Genomic DNA, 16,279 nt, shown 5'->3' with positions numbered 1-16,279 from the left:
TCAGGAACCGGCGCTCCCCTGCCCGGCCATCTGTGCCCCCGCCTTCTCCATGTCTCCGGCGATCTCGCTGAGCACCCAGTCGCGGAAGGCCAGGATCTTGGCCGACCGCCTGCGCGCCTTCGGGTAGACCAGCCAGTAGCTCCGGTCGGCCTGGACCAGGAGGTCGAACGGCTGGACCAGCCGGCCGGCGGCAAGATCGTTGGGGAAGAAGTAGGGATTGATCATCGCGACCCCCTGCCCCGCCATGGCCGCCATGCCCTCGAATTGCTGTGCGCCGAGGGAGTTGTCGGGGCGGTTGGACAGATCCACGTCAGGCAGACCTGCGGCGGTGAACCAGTCCTTCCACCACGGATCGCTGGGCGTGAGGATGGGGAGCTTCAGCAGATCCGCCGGTTCCCGCAGCTCGACCTGGCGCAGGAGGTCCGGACTGCAGACAGGAGTGAACTGGTTCGGGAAAAGAAGATGCGCCTCGAGCCCGGGCCAATCTCCGGTCCCGCTGCGGATGCCGATGTCGAAATCGTTCTGCGCAAAGTCCACGATCTGCGACGAGGCGGAGATCTGAACCGCGATGTTGGGGTGAAGCTGCTGAAAGCGCCCCAGCCTCGTCACGAGCCAGTTGGACGCGAATGTCGTGAGGGTCGTGATCGAAAGCACCGTCTGGACGGCGTTCTCGACCCCTGCGAAAGCCACCCTCAGCGCTTCGAAAGCCTCGGTCACTGCCGGCGCGAGCTGGCGGCCCCTGGCGGTCAGCTCGACATGGCGCGGCAGGCGCACGAACAGGGGCGCGCCGATCCGGTCCTCCAGCATTCTGATCTGATAGCTCACGGCGGCCTGGGTCATGCCGAGCTCCTGAGCGGCACGGGTAAAGCTCTGGTGGCGGGCTGCCGCTTCGAAGGCGCGAATCGCGCTCATGGGAGGAAGTTTAGACATGGCTGATCCATAAGGCTGCCTTATGGCAGCCCTCCCGCTTTCGCTTTGTCAAGTCGCGTCTGGAGGCGCACCTTGAGGCTGCATCGTCGAGGGCCGACGCGCCCCGACAAAGGTGAAAATCGGTAGGCTGTCATGAAACACGAAGATGTCCGCCGCCTTCGCGGTGTGGATAGCGTTTGGCTGCGCCTGAAGCTCTGGCTCCGCCCCGCTCCCCGCAAGGACAAGCCCATGATCACGGATCTGAGCCACCTGAACGAGCATGACCGACGGGACATCGGTCTGCCGGAGGAGGTTCGTTATGTGGACTGGCAGTCCCTCAGGGCGAATGGCTGGCGCTGATCCGCGTCAGGAGGTCAGGCGGCTGGGTTTCAGCTCGCCGCTCTGTTCCAGAAGCGAGTGGCCGGTCGCCGCGATGTGGGCCTCGATCCGCTTCAGGTCGCGGATGATATCGAGCTGCAAGGCGCTCGTGTCGCCCGTCGACTTGCCGGAGCGGAGCTGCTCGAGGTTTCTCTGGGTGATCGTCCGCTCGATCTCGCGGAAGCGCTCCTTCTCGGCCACCAACCTGCGAGCGGAGCCGAGATCCTGGAACATCAGGACCGATGCCGCCAGCTGAAGGTGCTCCAGGAGCTTGGCGTGCATGCTGTCGATGTCGGCAAGGCTGTCCTTCGGGAGCCGCAGATGGTTCCTGATGCGCTTGGCGGCCAGCTCCATCAGGTTCTTGTCGATGATGTCGCCGACGTGCTCCAGATTGATGGCGAAGGCGAGAATGTCGGAAAGACGCCTCGCCTCGGCTGCGCTCAGGGCCTCGTGGTTGATGGAGCTCAAATAGCGCCGGATCGCCGTGTAGAGTCGATCCACCACGTCGTCGGTCTGGCTGATCGCGCTCACGCGGCTGATATCGTCCTGATGGAAGAGATCCTGGGAGCCGCGCAGCATGGTCTCGACCGTGTCCGCCATGCGCAGCACCTCGCGCGCCGCGTTGGAGAGCGCGACCGACGGCGTATCCAGCGCATCCGCGTCGAGATATTGCGGCACGCCCGGGTCCGAGGCCCGAATCCGCTCCGGGAACATCCTGAGCAGCAGGCGGGCGATCCAAGGCAGGGGCAGAATGAAGATCGCAGCCACCGCGAGGTTGAAGATCGTATGGAAGTTGGCCGACATCCTGGCCGGGTTGGGGTCCAGCATGGTCAGATACGGCAGCAACAGGCCGATCAGCGGCAGAGCGAGGGCGCACCCGATCACCCGCATCGCCAGGTTCCCGAACGGCACGCGCAGCTTCACCGGATCGCCTCCGGTGCCCTCGAGCAGCGGGTTCAGCGAGCTGCCGAGATTGGCGCCGAGAACCATCGCGAGGGCCGAATGGGGATCGATGACCCCGGCGCTGGCGAGGGACATGATGAACAGAAGCGCTGCGACGCTGGAATGGGCCGCCCAGGCCAGAATGGCCGCCAACAGGACCAGAATGAGCGGGTCCGGCGCGATCGCGGCCAGAAGGCTCTTGAGCACGTCCGACGATTCGATCGGGTGGATCGTCTCCGACAGGAGATGCAGCGACAGGAGCATGAGGCCGAGGCCGATGGTCACCCGCCCCAAGTCCTTGGTCCTGCTGGACGTTCCGCGCCGGTAGGCCATGTAGCCGCCGAAGATCAGGAACGGAAAGATCAGCGTGATGTCGAAGGACAGAACCTGGACGATCAGCGTGGTGCCGACATTCGCCCCGAGCATCACGGCCAGGGCAGGAATGACGTCGACCGCGCCGCCTGCCGTGAAGGAGGCCACCATCAGGGCCGTGGCTGTGCTGCTCTGAAGGACCGTCGTCACGCCGACGCCGGCCAGGAACGCCCGAAGGCGGGTTCTCAGACCGACCCCGAGGATCCAGCGCAGATCGCTGCCGAAGGCCCGTTGAACCCCGCTATTGACCATGTTGATGCCCCACAGCAGCAGGGCGATCTCACCGAGGAGATGGATCAAGACGGAGGTGGCGGACATTCATTCCTCTGGTTCGTGCGAAAGGCTCAATCGCTCTGCTTAGTCCTCCATCGGCGATCCTGCAATCAGGTTGCCGGCTAATTATGCGACCACGGAGAGAAATCCTCTACCCATTACGGGAGCGGCAGCCCTTCCCGAGCCTTACTCCCGGGGTTTCCCGGCCCGAGCTGCCTTAGACGGCCGGCAGGTGGAGCCACTCCACCAGGGCATTGACGATCAGATTCACCGAGAGGGCGGCCAGGATGACCCCCATGACCCGCCGCAGGATGTTGGTACCGCCCTTGCCGATGATGTTGCTGATGAAGTCCCCGAGCGTGAAAATCACGAGCATCGCGCTCAAAACGATGGCCAGAACGCCGAAGGTTTCGACCTGTTCGGTCAGGGTGAAGCGGTTGTTGTCGGTCAGGATGATGATGGCCAGCATGGCGCCCGGCCCGGCGATGATGGGCGTCGCCAGGGGGTAGACGGCCACGCTCAAGGTGTTCCCGGCGGGCTCGTCGACGGATTTCGCGGCCGAATGCCCCTCCCCCAGCACCATCGAGATGGCGAAGAGCAGAAGGATGATGCCTCCAGCGATCTGGAAGGAAATGAGGGAGATCCCCATGGCGTGGAGCAGGAACTGCCCCGCGATTCCGAAGAAGAGGAGAATGCAGAATGCGAAAAAGACCGCCAGCATGGCGGCACGCCGCCGTTCCTTGCGCTCGAGTTCCGAGGTCGCTCCGAGAAAGAGCGGCAGATGGCCCAACGGATCCAGCATGGCCCAGAGCGTGAAGAACTGGTTCAGCACCAGATTTTGATCATCCAGCATGTCGCGACTTCCCCCGGTGTCTGCGCACCGTTTAAGTCCGGAAGCTTGCGTCACGGTGGGCTGCGGGGCTTATCGCACGTCCCATCGCCGAGCGGAATGTCGGGAAACCGGCGCCGATCAGGCGGCCACCCGGGCATCGGCCTTGATGAGGTCCGCCCCCTTCTCGGCGATCATCAGCACGGCCGCCATGGTGTTGGCCGAAACCATCGTGGGCATGATGGACGCGTCGACGACCCTCAGTCCGTCGAGTCCGCGGACCCTCAGCCTCTCGTCGACCACCGCCATGGGACCCCTGCCCATGCTGCAGGTCCCGATGGCGTGATAGATGGTCTGACCGTTGCGCCTCGCGAAGTCCAGCCATTCCTCGTCGGTGTTGACCTCGACGCCCGGGCTCATCTCATAGGCGCGGTACGGGTCCATGGCCGGCTGCTCGATGATGTGACGGGCGATCCGCATACCCTCGATGAGCGCTTCCTGATCCGTCCGGACCGCCAGGAAGTTCGGCCGGATCGCCGGAGGCGTGAGCGGGTCGGGATTCTTGATGTGGATCGTGCCCCGCGACTCGGGGCGCAGCTGCGTCACGCCTATGGTCATGCCGGGCAGGCGATCCAGCTTTCGCTCGCCCGCATTGGCGTAGCTCGCATGAACGAAGAAGTACTGGACGTCCGGCGTTTCGAGTTCCGGCCTGGTCTTGACGAAACCGTGGGCGAGACCGGTGCCGAGGGTGAGAATGCCCTTGCGGGTCAGGTAGTACTGGGCGACGGCCATGCCGAGACGCCACCCACGCGTTTTCTCGTTGAGCGTGATCGGCTTCTTGACCCGCCAGTTCATCCGGGTGGCGAAATGGTCGATGTAGTTGTTGCCGACGCCGGGCAGTGCGTGCCGGACGGGAATCCCGGCCGCTGCAAGCACCTCCGGCTGGCCGACACCCGACAGTTCCAGCAGGTGCGGCGTCTGGACGGCTCCTGCCGTAAGGATCACTTCGGCGCGCGCCCTGACGGTCCGCTCCTCGTTCCCGATCTTGTAGGTCACGCCAATGGCCCGGCGGCCCTCGAAATCGATCCGGGTCACGTGGGCGTTGGTCTGCACCGTCAGGTTCGGACGGGACATGGCCGGGCGCAGATAGGCATCCGCCGCGCTCCAGCGCCGGCCCTTCCGCTGGTTGACCTGATAATAGCCGAAGCCCTCCTGGCTGGCGCCGTTATAATCCGGGTTGGCAGGGAGTCCTGCCTGTTGCGCCGCCGCGATGAAGGCTTCGGAAAGCTCGGGACGCTCGGACACGCGCACGACGTTGACGGGACCGCCCTGCCCCCGCAGGTCGCTCGCTCCGTCCTCGAAGTTCTCCAGCTTCTTGAAGTAGGGCAGCACGTCCTCGAAGCTCCAGCCGGTGGCGCCGAGCTGTGCCCAGGTGTCGTAGTCCTGGGGCTGGCCGCGCACGAAGATCATGCCGTTGATCAGGGTCGACCCGCCGAGCCCCTTGCCGCGAGGCACGACGATCGTCCGGTTATGGACGTTCTCCTCGGGCTCGGTCTGGAAACGCCAATTGTATTTGGCGTTGGTGAGGAGCTTGCTGAAGCCTGCGGGAATGGGAATCCAGAAGCCGCTATCGGGCCCTCCGGCCTCGAGCACGAGCACCCTGGTCTGCGGGGATGCGCTCAACCGGTTTGCCAGCACGCAACCCGCCGTGCCGCCACCCACAATGACATAATCAAAGGAATCCATGACGTTACTCGTTATGGTCGGGCGCCGAGGACCGCCCGGAGGAACCGGTTGAAGACGCAAGCACCTTGCCGGGATTGAGCAGCCCCTCGGGATCGAGGGTCCGCTTGAGGCGTGCCGCCAAATCCATTTCCGCCTTGGAGCGGTACCGGGCGAGTTCGCCGACGCGGTACTGGCCGATGCCATGCTCGGCCGAAATGCTGCCGCCGAACCGCGCCACCACATCGTGCACGATCCTGTTCACCGACGTCGCGTCGTGCTCAGCCCCTACCAACACGTTGTAGTGGATGTTGCCGTCGCCCAAGTGCCCGAAGGCGTTCACCCGGGTGCCGGGTGCGCCTGCGGCGAGCGCCGTTCCGGCCTCGTCGAGGAACTGCGGAGCCGCGGATAAGGGGACCGACACGTCGTGCTTGACGCTCTTGCCCTCCCGCGCCTCCGACTCGGTCACGTGCTCGCGCAGGGCCCAGAGCTGCGCGGCCTGGCTGCCGGACTCCGCCACCACGCCATCGAGCGCCAGTTCGTTTTCCAGCGCCGTTCCCAGCACGGTCTCCGCGGCCTCGCGCATGCCCGACAGGCTGGAGGCGGCCTCGATCAGCACGAACCACTCGCCCTCGCCGATGGGCGGCTTCAGCCCCGCGTGCTTCTCCACAAGCTGGAGGGAGGTCCGCGAGATCAGCTCGAAAGCCGAGATCGTGTCGCCGAGTTCGTTCTGCGACAGCTCCAGGAGCCGCAGCGCCGCATTCGGATCCGGCACGGACATGAGAGCCGTGACCGAGTGCTGCGGCCTGGGCAGCAGCCGCAGGACCGCCGCCGTCACGATTCCGAGGGTGCCCTCGCTGCCGATGAAGAGCTGCTTCCAGTCATAGCCGGCATTGTCCTTGCGAAGACGTCGCAATCCGTTGACCACCGTGCCGTCGGGCAGAACCACCTCGAGGCCGAGCACGAGGCTGCGGGTCATGCCGTAGCGCAGAACGTTGACGCCGCCCGCATTGGCCGCGACGACACCACCGATGGTGGCGGAGCCTTCCGCCGCCAGGCTAATCGGCAGGACGCGATTTTCCCTCAGGGCCGCATCCTGTGCGACCTTCAGGATGCACCCGGCCTCCGCCTCGATGGTCATCCCGACCGGGTCGACCTCGCGGATCGCCGCCATCCGCGTCAGGGAGAGAACGACCTGCCTGCCGGATGCGTCCGGAACAGCGCCACCCGCCAGACCCGTGTTTCCCCCCTGGGGAACGATGGGGATTCCGGCTTCGTGGCAGGCCCGGACGATCGCCGCGACCTGTTCGGTCGTTGCGGGACGCGCGACACAGGCCGGGACGCCCGGAAAGAGTCGGCGCCAGTCGATGGCGAAGGGCTCGAGATCGGGCCCCTCGGTGATAAGACCGGCGGGACCAAGAACGCCCTGCAGACGTTCGAGAACAGGGGCAGGAACACTCATCGGAAAGCCTCGTCCAAAACCGCACGGTCCAGGGGCATGCCTTTCGCGGCCATGGCGGATGCGAGGCCCCGGGCCACTTCCTGATGCCCCGCGAAGGCGGCGCGCTCCAGCACCTTGGAAATGGTGGGCGAAGCCTCCCGGCCGTGGACGCGCTGCACCGGCTGATCGAGCCAGTCGAGATAGCGGCGCTGGATTTCGTCCGCAAGCATCGTGCCGTAGGAGGTGCCGAGGGAGCCCTGCTCGACGATGACCACGTTGTTGGTCCGGCGAATGCTCTCGCCGATGGTGTCCCAGTCGAGGGAGGCGCGGTCGAGGCTGCGAAGGTCGATCACCTCCGCATCGAGACCGAGCTTCTCCACCGTTTCGAGGGTTTTGGCGACCATCGCGGAATAGGTCAGCACCGTGAGGTGCCGGCCGGGGCGAACGACCCGCGCCCGCCCCAGGGGTATCACATAGTCGAGATCGTCCGCCGGTACGCTGCCCATGCTCTGGTAGAGATCGACATGCTCGATCACCAGAATCGGATCCCGGCACCGGAGGGCCGCGTTCATCAGGCCCACGTAGTCAAAGGGCGTGGACGGTGCAATGATGCGCCAGCCCGGCGAGGTGGCGAAAACACCCGCGGGGTCGAGGGAGTGCTGCGAGCCGTAGCCGGTTCCCATGGCGATCTTGGTGCGGAGCACGAGAGGCACGTCGGTATCGCCGCCGAACATATGACGGGCCTTGCCGATCTGATTGAAGACCTGGTCGGCGGCAACCCACATGAAGTCGGGATACATGAACTCGATGATCGGCCTGTAGCGGCCATCCATCGCCAGCCCGCCTGCTAAGCCCGTAAAGGCGGCTTCGCTGATCGGGGTTCCGAGCACGCGTCCCGGGAAGGCCGCGGCCAACCCGCGCGTGGCGCCGTTGGTGCCGCCTTTCAGACGGTGGATGTCCTCGCCCATGAGGATCAGCGACGAATCCGTCTCGAAGCGCCGGTGCAGGACATCCGCGATGACATCGACGAACTTGCGCTCCTGGGTCGTCCCGCCATGGCTGTCCGCCTCCACGACCCTCGCATCCTGCAAGTCGGGAAGGTCGCCGCGAATGCCGACATCGACGAAGGCCGTGTCCGGCCATAGCTCCGGCCTGACGCGGCGGGAATTGCGGTGGGGCTCCACGAGCTTCTCGGCGATGCCGGACATGAGCGCCTTGGACCGGTCCCGAAGATCGGCCACGTCAGCCTCCTCCAGGAGACCGCGCGCCACCATTTCGGTCGCCGCGCGGGTGAGCGGGTCGCGGGCGCGCCAGGCCGCCTCCTCGTCCTTGCTGCGATAGCCGAACGCGGAACCCGGCAGCGGTCCGTTCTGGTGGAAGAAGCGATAAACCTCGACCTCGATGAGCGCAGGCCCCTTCCCCTCGCGTAGAAGCTGGAGGGCCTCCGTGGTGGCGAGGTGAACCGCCAGCGGGTCCATCCCGTCGACCCGCCAGGACGGAATCCCGAATCCGCAGCCGCGTCCGGACAGACGGGCCTCGCGCGTGACCTCCTCGACCCTTGTCGCGACGGCGTAGAAATTGTTCTCGATGAAGAACAGCATCGGCAGGGACCATGCCGCTGCGAGGTTCATGGTCTCCAGAGCCGTGCCGATGTTCACGGCGCCGTCCCCGAAATAGGTGACCGCCACATCTCCCGTTCCGGCAAGCTTGTGGGCCATGGCGGCCCCGGCCGCGAGAGGCACGCCGCCACCCACGATGGCGTTGGTGCCGAGGGCCCCCGCTTCCGCCCAGCGCAGATGCATGGAGCCGCCGCGGCCATGCCCGAAGCCGGGCTCCAGCCCCAGGATTTCCGCAAGCGTCCGGTGGAGGACCGGCTCGACCTCCGAAGGAAAGGCGGTCTTCGGGTCGAGGCCCCGGGCTGCATAGGATAGAGCCTTGGCGAGGAACTGGTGGTGCCCACGATGGGAGCCATTGATCTGATCGCTGTCGCGCAACCCGACGATGGAGCCGACTGCGCCGCCTTCCTGACCGATGGAGGAGTGCGCCGGGCCATGCACCAGGCCTTCGCCGGCGAGATCGAGCACCGTTTCCTCGAAGGCGCGGATGAGATGCATCTGCGTCAGCATTTCGCCGAGGAGCGCCGGATCGGCGCTGCGCCAGTCCTTGCGGGTGGTCTTCAGCTCGATCCAGGGAGCTGCGGCGGTAAGCTTGATCCGCTCCGGCATTGCGATCCTCCTAGATGTATCCGTAGGCGGTCCAGCCGCCGTCGACGCCCAGCACCTGCCCGGTCACGGCGCCGCAGGCGTCGGAAGCGAGGAAGGTCGCCATATCCGCCACCTCGCGGCTTTCGATCAGGCGTCCGATGGGCGTGCGCTCCTGGAGCTTCTCCAAATCGAGGCGGCCACGGGCGATGAGGTCGTCCAGGAAAGGTGTGCGCACGTAGCCGGGTGCAATCGCGTTCACGCGGATTCCGTGGCGGGCCCATTCGACGGCCAAAGCCTTCGCCATCATGACGACGCCGCTCTTCGAAACGCAGTACCCGAGCCGTTCGGGCGCGGCGACGACACCGTACATGGACGCCATGAGCAGGATGCGCCCCTGTCCGCGTGGGATCATTCGCCGCCCGGCCTCCTGAGCGGTGAGGAAGACGCCGTCAAGATTGATGCTCATCACCCGGCGCCATGCGGCGAGGTCCAGATCCAGCGTCGGGCTGTTCTGGGACACGCCGGCATTCGCCACCGCCACATCCACGGCGCCGAACCGCTCCTCGGCGGCATCGAAAGCCCCCTTGAGATCCGACGGTTCGGTCACGTCGCCTTGAACGACCAGGACATCGTCGAAATCGCGCAGAGCCTCGCCGGCTGCGGGGTCACGGTCGAAAACAACGATCCTGGCGCCCTGGGCCCTGAACGCGCGCGTGATTTCGAGGCCGATGCCGGAGGCGCCGCCCGTAATCAGCGCACAACGTCCCTGGAGGCTGCCCGCGCCGTTCACGGGCGCATCTCCGTGAAGTCCGCCATGAGTTCGAGCTGGCAGGCCAGCATGGGCCCGCCCGGATGCGTCCGGCATCCACGCTCCTTCGCCGCGGCGAGCAGCGCCGTCGTCTCCGGCTGCATGATGATCTCGGCGACGATCTGATCCGGCGTGAGGCGGTCGGCATCGAGCGGCAGCGGATCGTTCTCGCGCAGGCCGAGCGACGTCGCATTGACGACGATCTCGTGTCCGGACGGGTCGGGAGACCCGATCTCCACCGCAAAGCCGGGATAGGCCTCTGCGAGCCGCTGCGCGAGATCCTCGCACTTGCTCCGGGTGCGGTTGGCGACCGTCAGGCGGGACACGCCTGCTTCCGCAAGAGCGAAGGCAATCGCATTGGCCGCGCCGCCCGCACCGGCGAGATAGGCGCTGCGCCCCTTCGGCTCGATCCCCGCCTGGCGCAGGCCCGCAACGAAACCGGCGCCGTCGAGCATCTCCCCGACCAGCCTGCCGTCCGTCTCGCGGCGAACCGTGTTGACCGCGCCGATGGCCCGTGCCGCTGGGCTGACCTCGTCGCAGAGCGCCACCATGGCCGTCTTGTGCGGCACGGTGACGATGAGGCCGCCGAGGTTGCGCATGGTCCTGAGGCCTGAAACGAGGCCTGAAAGATCGTCCGCCCCGACATGGATGGGGATGAGCACACCATCGACACCCCGCTTGCGCATGAGGGCGTTCAGGGCCTGGGGCGTCTTCACGTGGTGGATCGGGTCCGCCAGGATCGCCCAGACCCTGGTGTGTCCGGTAATTTCCGTCATCGCATCACCCCAGCGTGTAGGCGACTTTCACCGCCGTGTAGAACTCGCGGGCATAGGCGCCCTGCTCACGCGGGCCGTAGGACGAGCCTTTCCGCCCGCCGAACGGGGTGTGATAGTCGACGCCCGCCGTCGGCAGGTTGACCATGACCATCCCAGCGCTCGACCGCTTCTTGAAGTCGCTCGCATATTTGAGGGATGTGGTGCAGATACCAGAGGACAGACCGAATTCCGTGTCGTTGGCGACCGACACGGCCTCCTCGTAGTCGCGCACCCGGATCACGGTGGCGACCGGCCCGAAGATTTCCTCGCGGTTGACCCGCATCTCGTTGGTTGTCTCCGTGAGGAGAGCCGGAGCCATGTAATATCCCGGGGTGCCGCGCTCGAGCACTTCGCCGCCGGCTTCCACTTTGGCTCCGTCGTCCTGGCCCACCTTCACATAGCCGAGATTCTGCTCCAGCTGGTTACGGCTCACGACCGGCCCGATATCCGTGCCCGCCTTGAGGGCATCGTCCACCTTCAGTCCCGCCATGCGCTCCCGAAGCGCCGCCACGAAACGGTCGTGGATGCCCTCCTGCACGATGAGACGCGAGGAAGCCGTGCAACGCTGCCCGGTGGAGAAGAAGGCGCCGTTGGCGGCGCATTCCACCGCCACCTTGAGGTCGGCGTCGTCGAGAACGATCAGGGGGTTCTTGCCGCCCATCTCCAGCTGGATCTTGGCCCCGCGCGCCACGAGGTCTCCGGCCAGCCGGCGACCGACCGGCACCGAGCCGGTGAAGCTCACCGCCCGAACCTTCGGGGATTTCACGATGGCGTTGCCGACCTGGGATCCCGGCCCCATCACAAGGTTGAACACCCCCGCCGGAAGGCCTGCCCGGGAGATGATCTCGGCCAGGGCCCAGCCGGAGCCAGGCACGAGATCCGCCGGCTTGAACACCACCGTGTTGCCGTAGGCCAGCGCCGGGGCAATCTTCCAGGCCGGAATCGCGATGGGAAAGTTCCAGGGCGTGATCAGACCCACGACGCCTTCCGGCTCGCGAACGATCTCCACGTCCACCCCTGCCCTCACCGAAGGCAGACGGTCGCCGGTCAGGCGCAGGGCCTCCCCGGCAAAGAACTTGAAGACGCGGCCGGCGCGGACGACCTCGCCGATCCCCTCGGGAAGCGTCTTGCCCTCCTCGCGGGACAGGAGAGCGCCGAGTTCGTCCTTCCGGGCGAGAAGCTCGGTGCCGATCCGATCCAGCGCGTCGGAGCGCACCTCGGGGCTCGACATGGCCCAAGCGGGAAAGGCCGCGTGGGCGGCCTCGATGGCCTGCTCGGTCTGCGCGGCATCCGCCGATGCGTATTCCCCGACGACGTCGTCGAGATTGGAGGGATTGAGGTTGACGTTGACGGAGGCGCCTTCGAGCCATTCTCCGCCGATGTAGTTCCGATGCAGCATGTCCGCTTTGGTCCGTTAGATTCCGAGATACGCAGTCTTGATGTGAGGATCGGCCAGGAGACCGGCCCCGGTGTTCTGCATGGCGATGCGGCCGTTCTCGATGACGTAGGCGCGGTCCGCGATCTTGAGGGCGTGAAACGCCTTCTGCTCCACGAGAAGGACCGTGGTGCCCATGGAGCAGATGCGCTCCACGATTCCGAACATCTGCTGCACGATCAGGGGAGCCAGTCCAAGCGACGGCTCGTCGAGCATCAGGAGCTTCGGGGAGGCCATCAGGCCGCGAGCGATGGCGACCATCTGCTGCTCGCCGCCGGAGAGAGAGCCCGCCAGCTGATCGAGGCGCTCCCTCACCCTCGGGAAGATGTCGAGAACCTCCTCGAACCGCCGGGACGCGCCCTCGCGGACGTTGGGGTGGTAGCAGCCCATCATGACGTTATCGCGGACGGTCATGACCGGAAAGAGCTGGCGCGCCTCGGGAACCATCACGAGACCGCGCCCGACGATGTCGGCAGGCTCCTGCCCGTCGATCCTTTCTCCGTCGAAGACGATCTCGCCGCGGGTGGGTTTCACGAGACCGGAAATCGTCCGCAGCAGCGTCGTCTTGCCGGCGCCGTTGGAGCCGATGATCGTGACCACCTCGCCCCGACCGACCTCGATGGAGAGATCCTGGAGAATGACGGTCCGACCATAGCCCGCCGTGACGTTAGATACCTTGAGCATGGACGAAATCCTCTCCGAGATAGGCCTCGATCACGCGCCGGTCCTTCACGACCTCCTGTGGGTCGCCCTGGGCGATCACGCGCCCGGAATCCACCACGACGATCCGATCGGACAGGCTCATGATCGCCTGCATGTTGTGCTCGATGGCGATGACCGTGACGCCGCTGTCGCGAATGGTCCGGATCAGCTGGACCATGCGCTGCGTGTCGGACTGGCTCTGGCCCGCCATGACCTCGTCCAGGAGCAGGATCGAGGGCTCCGTTGCGAGGGTGCGGGCGACTTCCAGGCGCTTCAGGCCGCCGATCGGCAGATTGCGCGCCTCCACGTCCTTGATGTCCTCGAGACCGACCAGGCGTGCGACCCTCAGGGCGGCGGCGCGGGCGTCGTCCACCTTCGCATGGCGCATGAACGCCCCCACCATGATGTTCTCGAGCACGGTCAGCTTCCCGAAGGGCTGCACGATCTGGAACGTGCGGCCCACGCCCAGGCGAGCGAACTCGTCGGCGGAAACCGGCGCCCTCGTGGCTCCATCGGGTCCGACGACCGAGATACTGCCGGAGGTCGGCTTCAGGAAGCCCGAGATCTGATTGAAGATCGTCGTCTTACCTGCGCCATTAGGGCCGATGATGCCGAGAATCTCGCCGCGGTGGAGGGTGATGGAGACGTTGTCCGTCGCCGTCAGGCCGCCGAACTTCATGACGAGGTTCTCCGCCGTCAGGATCGGCTCTCCCGGCGTGCCGGTGATCGGGCGCGCTTCGGGGGCTTCGTACTCCTCCCGGCGCGTGCCGCCGCCCGGCAGACGGTCGATCCAGCGCACGACCCATGGTCCGAACGTTCCGGCGAGACCGCCGGGCAGCGTGAGCGTGATGAGGACGAGGACCGTTCCGTAGACGAAGCCGTGCAGGCCGTTGGCCGAAGCCCCCAGCCAGCCGCGGGCAAGCTCCGCGAGCGGCACCACCAGCACTGTCCCGAGGAGCGGTCCCGCCACCGTGCCGAGGCCCCCGATCAGCGAGAACATGGCGATCTCGATCGATGTGGCGAGAGAGAACATCGTCGCCGGCTCGAGGAAGGTGATGTACATGGCGTGGAAGGAGCCGACCAGGGAGGTCAGACCCGCGGAGATCATCACGGCCTTCAACTTGACCCGCGTATTGGAAACGCCCGCCGCGAGGGCCGCGTCCTCGCGCTCGCGCACAGCGGTCAGATAGAAGCCGAGCTTGGAATTGCGGATCGCCCACGACACGGCCATCGCGAAGAGGAGCAGTCCGAACGCGATGTAGAGATAGTTGATCTTCTCCCGGAAGATCATCCACTGCCATCCGAGCTTGAGGGGAACGATCAAGCCGGCTGCGCCGCCCGTGACCCCATGGAAGTGGATCGCGAGCAGACGCACCACTTCCAGGAACGCGATGGTGGCGAGGGAGAAGAACGGTCCGCGCAGGCGGAAACATGGGTATCCGATCCCGATGCCGACCAGCACCGAGAGCGCCGCGCCGGCCCACATACCGATCCAGGGAGACAGACTGAAGTGCTGGATCAACAGCGCCGTCGTATAGCCGCCGATACCGTAGAACACCATGTGGCCGAGCGAGAGCTGCCCGGCATAGCCGCCCACGATGTTCCAGGCCGTGGACAGGGCCGCGAAGACGCAGATCGTGACGAAGACGTGCACGATGAACGGGGAGTCGATGGCGACCGGAATGATGAGGAGCAGCGAGAGTGCCAGGAGCGAGCAGTAGACTCGCGGATCCGTCAGGCGGCTCAGCAGGCCCGACTTTCGACGGGCTGCGGCCGGGGTCGCAAGAGCTTTGGCGGTCATGGGTTCACTCCGTCCCGCGGCCGAGCCCGAACAGGCCCGTCGGCTTGAAGATCAGGATGAGGATGAAGATCGCGAAATAGACCACTTCCTTGAGGTCCGGCGCGATGTAGTAGCCGGAAAGACTGTCCACGATGCCGATGATCATCGCACCGGCGAACGCGCCGTACATGCTCCGCATGCCTCCAAGCACCACGACCACGAAGGCAGTGAGAACGAAGTACGTGCCGATGGTCGGGGTCACCGGGTAGAGCGGCATCAGAAGGGCACTGGCCAGGCCCACGCAGGCGGCGCCGAGGCCGAAGGAGAAGATGTAGATGCGATTGACCCTGACGCCCATGAGGAGCGCCGCGTTCCGGTTCTGCGCCGTGGCGCGGATGGCGCGGCCGAGCGGGGTCGTCTGCATGAAGAAGTGAAGCCCGGCGACCAGTGCGAGGGCGCAGAAGAACATCACCAGCTGGCCGATCAGGAGCGTATAGCCGCCGAAGGCGATGGACTGACGCACGCTCGGGGTGTTCACCGAGTAGAGGTCGGCGCCGAAGATCAGCAGGGCGAGGTTCACGAGAGCGGTCGACAGACCGACCATCGCGAAGATCTGGATATGCTCGTCTGCTCCCAGGAGCGGCTGGATGATGAACCGCTGCACCAGGGCACCCATGGCAAAGAGCAGGATGACGATGGGAACCGCGGATACATAGGGGTGAAACCCGAGATTCGCGGCGAGAAGATACACGGCATACATGCCGACCATCAGGAATTCGCCATGCGCGAAGTTGACGACGCGGACGATACCGAAAATGAGCGTCAACCCGACGCTGATGATGGCATACATGCTGCCGAGCAGAATGCCGTTGAGGATAAGCTGTACGAAGACGTCCATCGTCAGGCCTCCGGGACGCTGGCGTGAAACACTTTTTGTGATTGAGAGCGGCCTCCGCGGCGATGCGCGGCGGAGGCCGGCAGAGGTCAGGACGGGATCAGTTCGCGCCCACGCCCGTCTTCAGCTTGGCCACGGCCGCCTTCTCCGGGAACACCGTCACAAGCTCGCCCCCCTGCCACTGCATCAGGAACGGGCTCACCCGCGTGTTCTGGCCCTGCTCGTTGAACTTGGCGCCCCAGCCGGTCGGCGTCGTGCCCTCCGGCACGTCCACCTTCATCACCGCCTCGCGGATCGCATCCGCCGACAGGTCCTTGGCCGAAGCCATGGCGTCCAGGAACACGTTCGCGCCCATGTAGTTCGCCAGGCTGTGGCCCGAGCGCGGCGGCGTGCCGTACTTGGCCTGGTACTTCTTCTCGAACGCGTCGATCCCCGGGGCCGCCGCCGGATTGGTGCGGTACTGGGTGAAGTCCACGTTCAGCGCCCCTTCCATGTTCTCAGGGCCCACCGCCTGGACCGTGTCGCGGAGGGAATAACCGCCGCCGGCACCGATAACCGCCTTGGGCTTGAAGCCCTGGTCCTTCATCTGGCGGAAGAACAGCACCGTGTCGTTCTGGTACGAGGTCTGCAGCACCACGTCCACGCCCGCCGACTTCAGCCGCAGGATCACCGGCGTCAGGTCCACCGACTTGGCCGAGTACGGCAGCGTCTCGACCAGGTTGAGCCCCTTCTCCTGCGCCCGCTTCTGCTGGAACCCGGCCACGGTCTGGCCGT

The 16,279-nt window shown here is 65.8% G+C and carries 14 protein-coding genes; 1 reads left to right on the top strand and 13 read right to left on the bottom strand.

Annotated features, from left to right (window positions below):
* Entirely contained in the window at positions 1 to 930 is a 930-nt protein-coding gene (gene gcvA / locus ACFOYU_RS05110; protein ID WP_226742423.1) for a transcriptional regulator GcvA, read from the bottom strand.
* A gap of 132 nt (positions 931 to 1,062) precedes the next feature.
* Here gcvA and ACFOYU_RS05105 point away from each other — a divergent pair, with 132 nt between their 5' ends.
* Complete coding sequence (locus ACFOYU_RS05105) at positions 1,063 to 1,269, top strand: hypothetical protein (protein WP_226742424.1); 207 nt, start codon at positions 1,063 to 1,065, stop codon at positions 1,267 to 1,269.
* A gap of 6 nt (positions 1,270 to 1,275) precedes the next feature.
* On the opposite strand, the gene ACFOYU_RS05100 is transcribed toward ACFOYU_RS05105, so the two are convergent.
* From ACFOYU_RS05100 to ACFOYU_RS05045, 12 genes are all read right to left on the bottom strand, one after another.
* Positions 1,276 to 2,919, bottom strand: a complete 1,644-nt coding sequence (locus tag ACFOYU_RS05100) for a Na/Pi cotransporter family protein (protein ID WP_377032710.1) — start codon at positions 2,917 to 2,919, stop codon at positions 1,276 to 1,278.
* A 172-nt stretch (positions 2,920 to 3,091) separates the two neighbouring features.
* Positions 3,092 to 3,727 (bottom strand): MarC family protein, encoded by a 636-nt coding sequence (locus ACFOYU_RS05095; RefSeq protein ID WP_377032709.1) that lies wholly within the window; start codon positions 3,725 to 3,727, stop codon positions 3,092 to 3,094.
* Between the two features lie 117 nt (positions 3,728 to 3,844).
* A complete protein-coding gene (locus tag ACFOYU_RS05090; protein WP_377032708.1) occupies positions 3,845 to 5,449 on the bottom strand; it encodes a GMC family oxidoreductase in 1,605 nt (534 codons plus the stop codon).
* A 4-nt stretch (positions 5,450 to 5,453) separates the two neighbouring features.
* A complete protein-coding gene (locus ACFOYU_RS05085) occupies positions 5,454 to 6,887 on the bottom strand; it encodes an FAD-binding oxidoreductase (protein ID WP_377032707.1) in 1,434 nt (477 codons plus the stop codon).
* Positions 6,884 to 9,091, bottom strand: coding sequence for a thiamine pyrophosphate-dependent enzyme (locus ACFOYU_RS05080; RefSeq protein ID WP_226742429.1), 2,208 nt, complete (start codon positions 9,089 to 9,091; stop codon positions 6,884 to 6,886). The genes ACFOYU_RS05085 and ACFOYU_RS05080 overlap by 4 nt, the downstream gene beginning before the upstream one ends.
* A 10-nt stretch (positions 9,092 to 9,101) precedes the next feature.
* On the bottom strand, positions 9,102 to 9,860 hold the full coding sequence (locus ACFOYU_RS05075; RefSeq protein ID WP_226742430.1) for an SDR family NAD(P)-dependent oxidoreductase: 759 nt from the start codon (positions 9,858 to 9,860) through the stop codon (positions 9,102 to 9,104).
* On the bottom strand, positions 9,857 to 10,654 hold the full coding sequence (locus ACFOYU_RS05070; protein WP_377032706.1) for a shikimate dehydrogenase family protein: 798 nt from the start codon (positions 10,652 to 10,654) through the stop codon (positions 9,857 to 9,859). The genes ACFOYU_RS05075 and ACFOYU_RS05070 overlap by 4 nt, the downstream gene beginning before the upstream one ends.
* A 4-nt stretch (positions 10,655 to 10,658) precedes the next feature.
* Positions 10,659 to 12,092 (bottom strand): aldehyde dehydrogenase family protein, encoded by a 1,434-nt coding sequence (locus ACFOYU_RS05065; protein ID WP_377032705.1) that lies wholly within the window; start codon positions 12,090 to 12,092, stop codon positions 10,659 to 10,661.
* A 15-nt stretch (positions 12,093 to 12,107) separates the two neighbouring features.
* The gene (locus ACFOYU_RS05060; protein WP_226742433.1) at positions 12,108 to 12,812 is read right to left on the bottom strand and encodes an ABC transporter ATP-binding protein; all 705 of its coding nucleotides are present in this window, start codon (positions 12,810 to 12,812) and stop codon (positions 12,108 to 12,110) included.
* A complete protein-coding gene (locus tag ACFOYU_RS05055; protein WP_377032704.1) occupies positions 12,796 to 14,631 on the bottom strand; it encodes an ATP-binding cassette domain-containing protein in 1,836 nt (611 codons plus the stop codon). The genes ACFOYU_RS05060 and ACFOYU_RS05055 overlap by 17 nt, the downstream gene beginning before the upstream one ends.
* Before the next feature lie 4 nt (positions 14,632 to 14,635).
* Positions 14,636 to 15,508 (bottom strand): branched-chain amino acid ABC transporter permease, encoded by an 873-nt coding sequence (locus ACFOYU_RS05050; RefSeq protein WP_226742435.1) that lies wholly within the window; start codon positions 15,506 to 15,508, stop codon positions 14,636 to 14,638.
* Between the two features lie 97 nt (positions 15,509 to 15,605).
* Positions 15,606 to 16,279, bottom strand: a 674-nt coding sequence (locus ACFOYU_RS05045; protein ID WP_377032703.1) for an ABC transporter substrate-binding protein, incomplete at its 5' end; no start/stop codon positions are given.

The organism is Microvirga sp. GCM10011540 (assembly GCF_042650665.1).
GTDB lineage: Bacteria > Pseudomonadota > Alphaproteobacteria > Rhizobiales > Beijerinckiaceae > Microvirga > Microvirga lenta.
The sequence above is the reverse complement of the archived record's forward strand: the minus strand, read 5'-3'. Positions and strand labels throughout refer to the sequence as shown.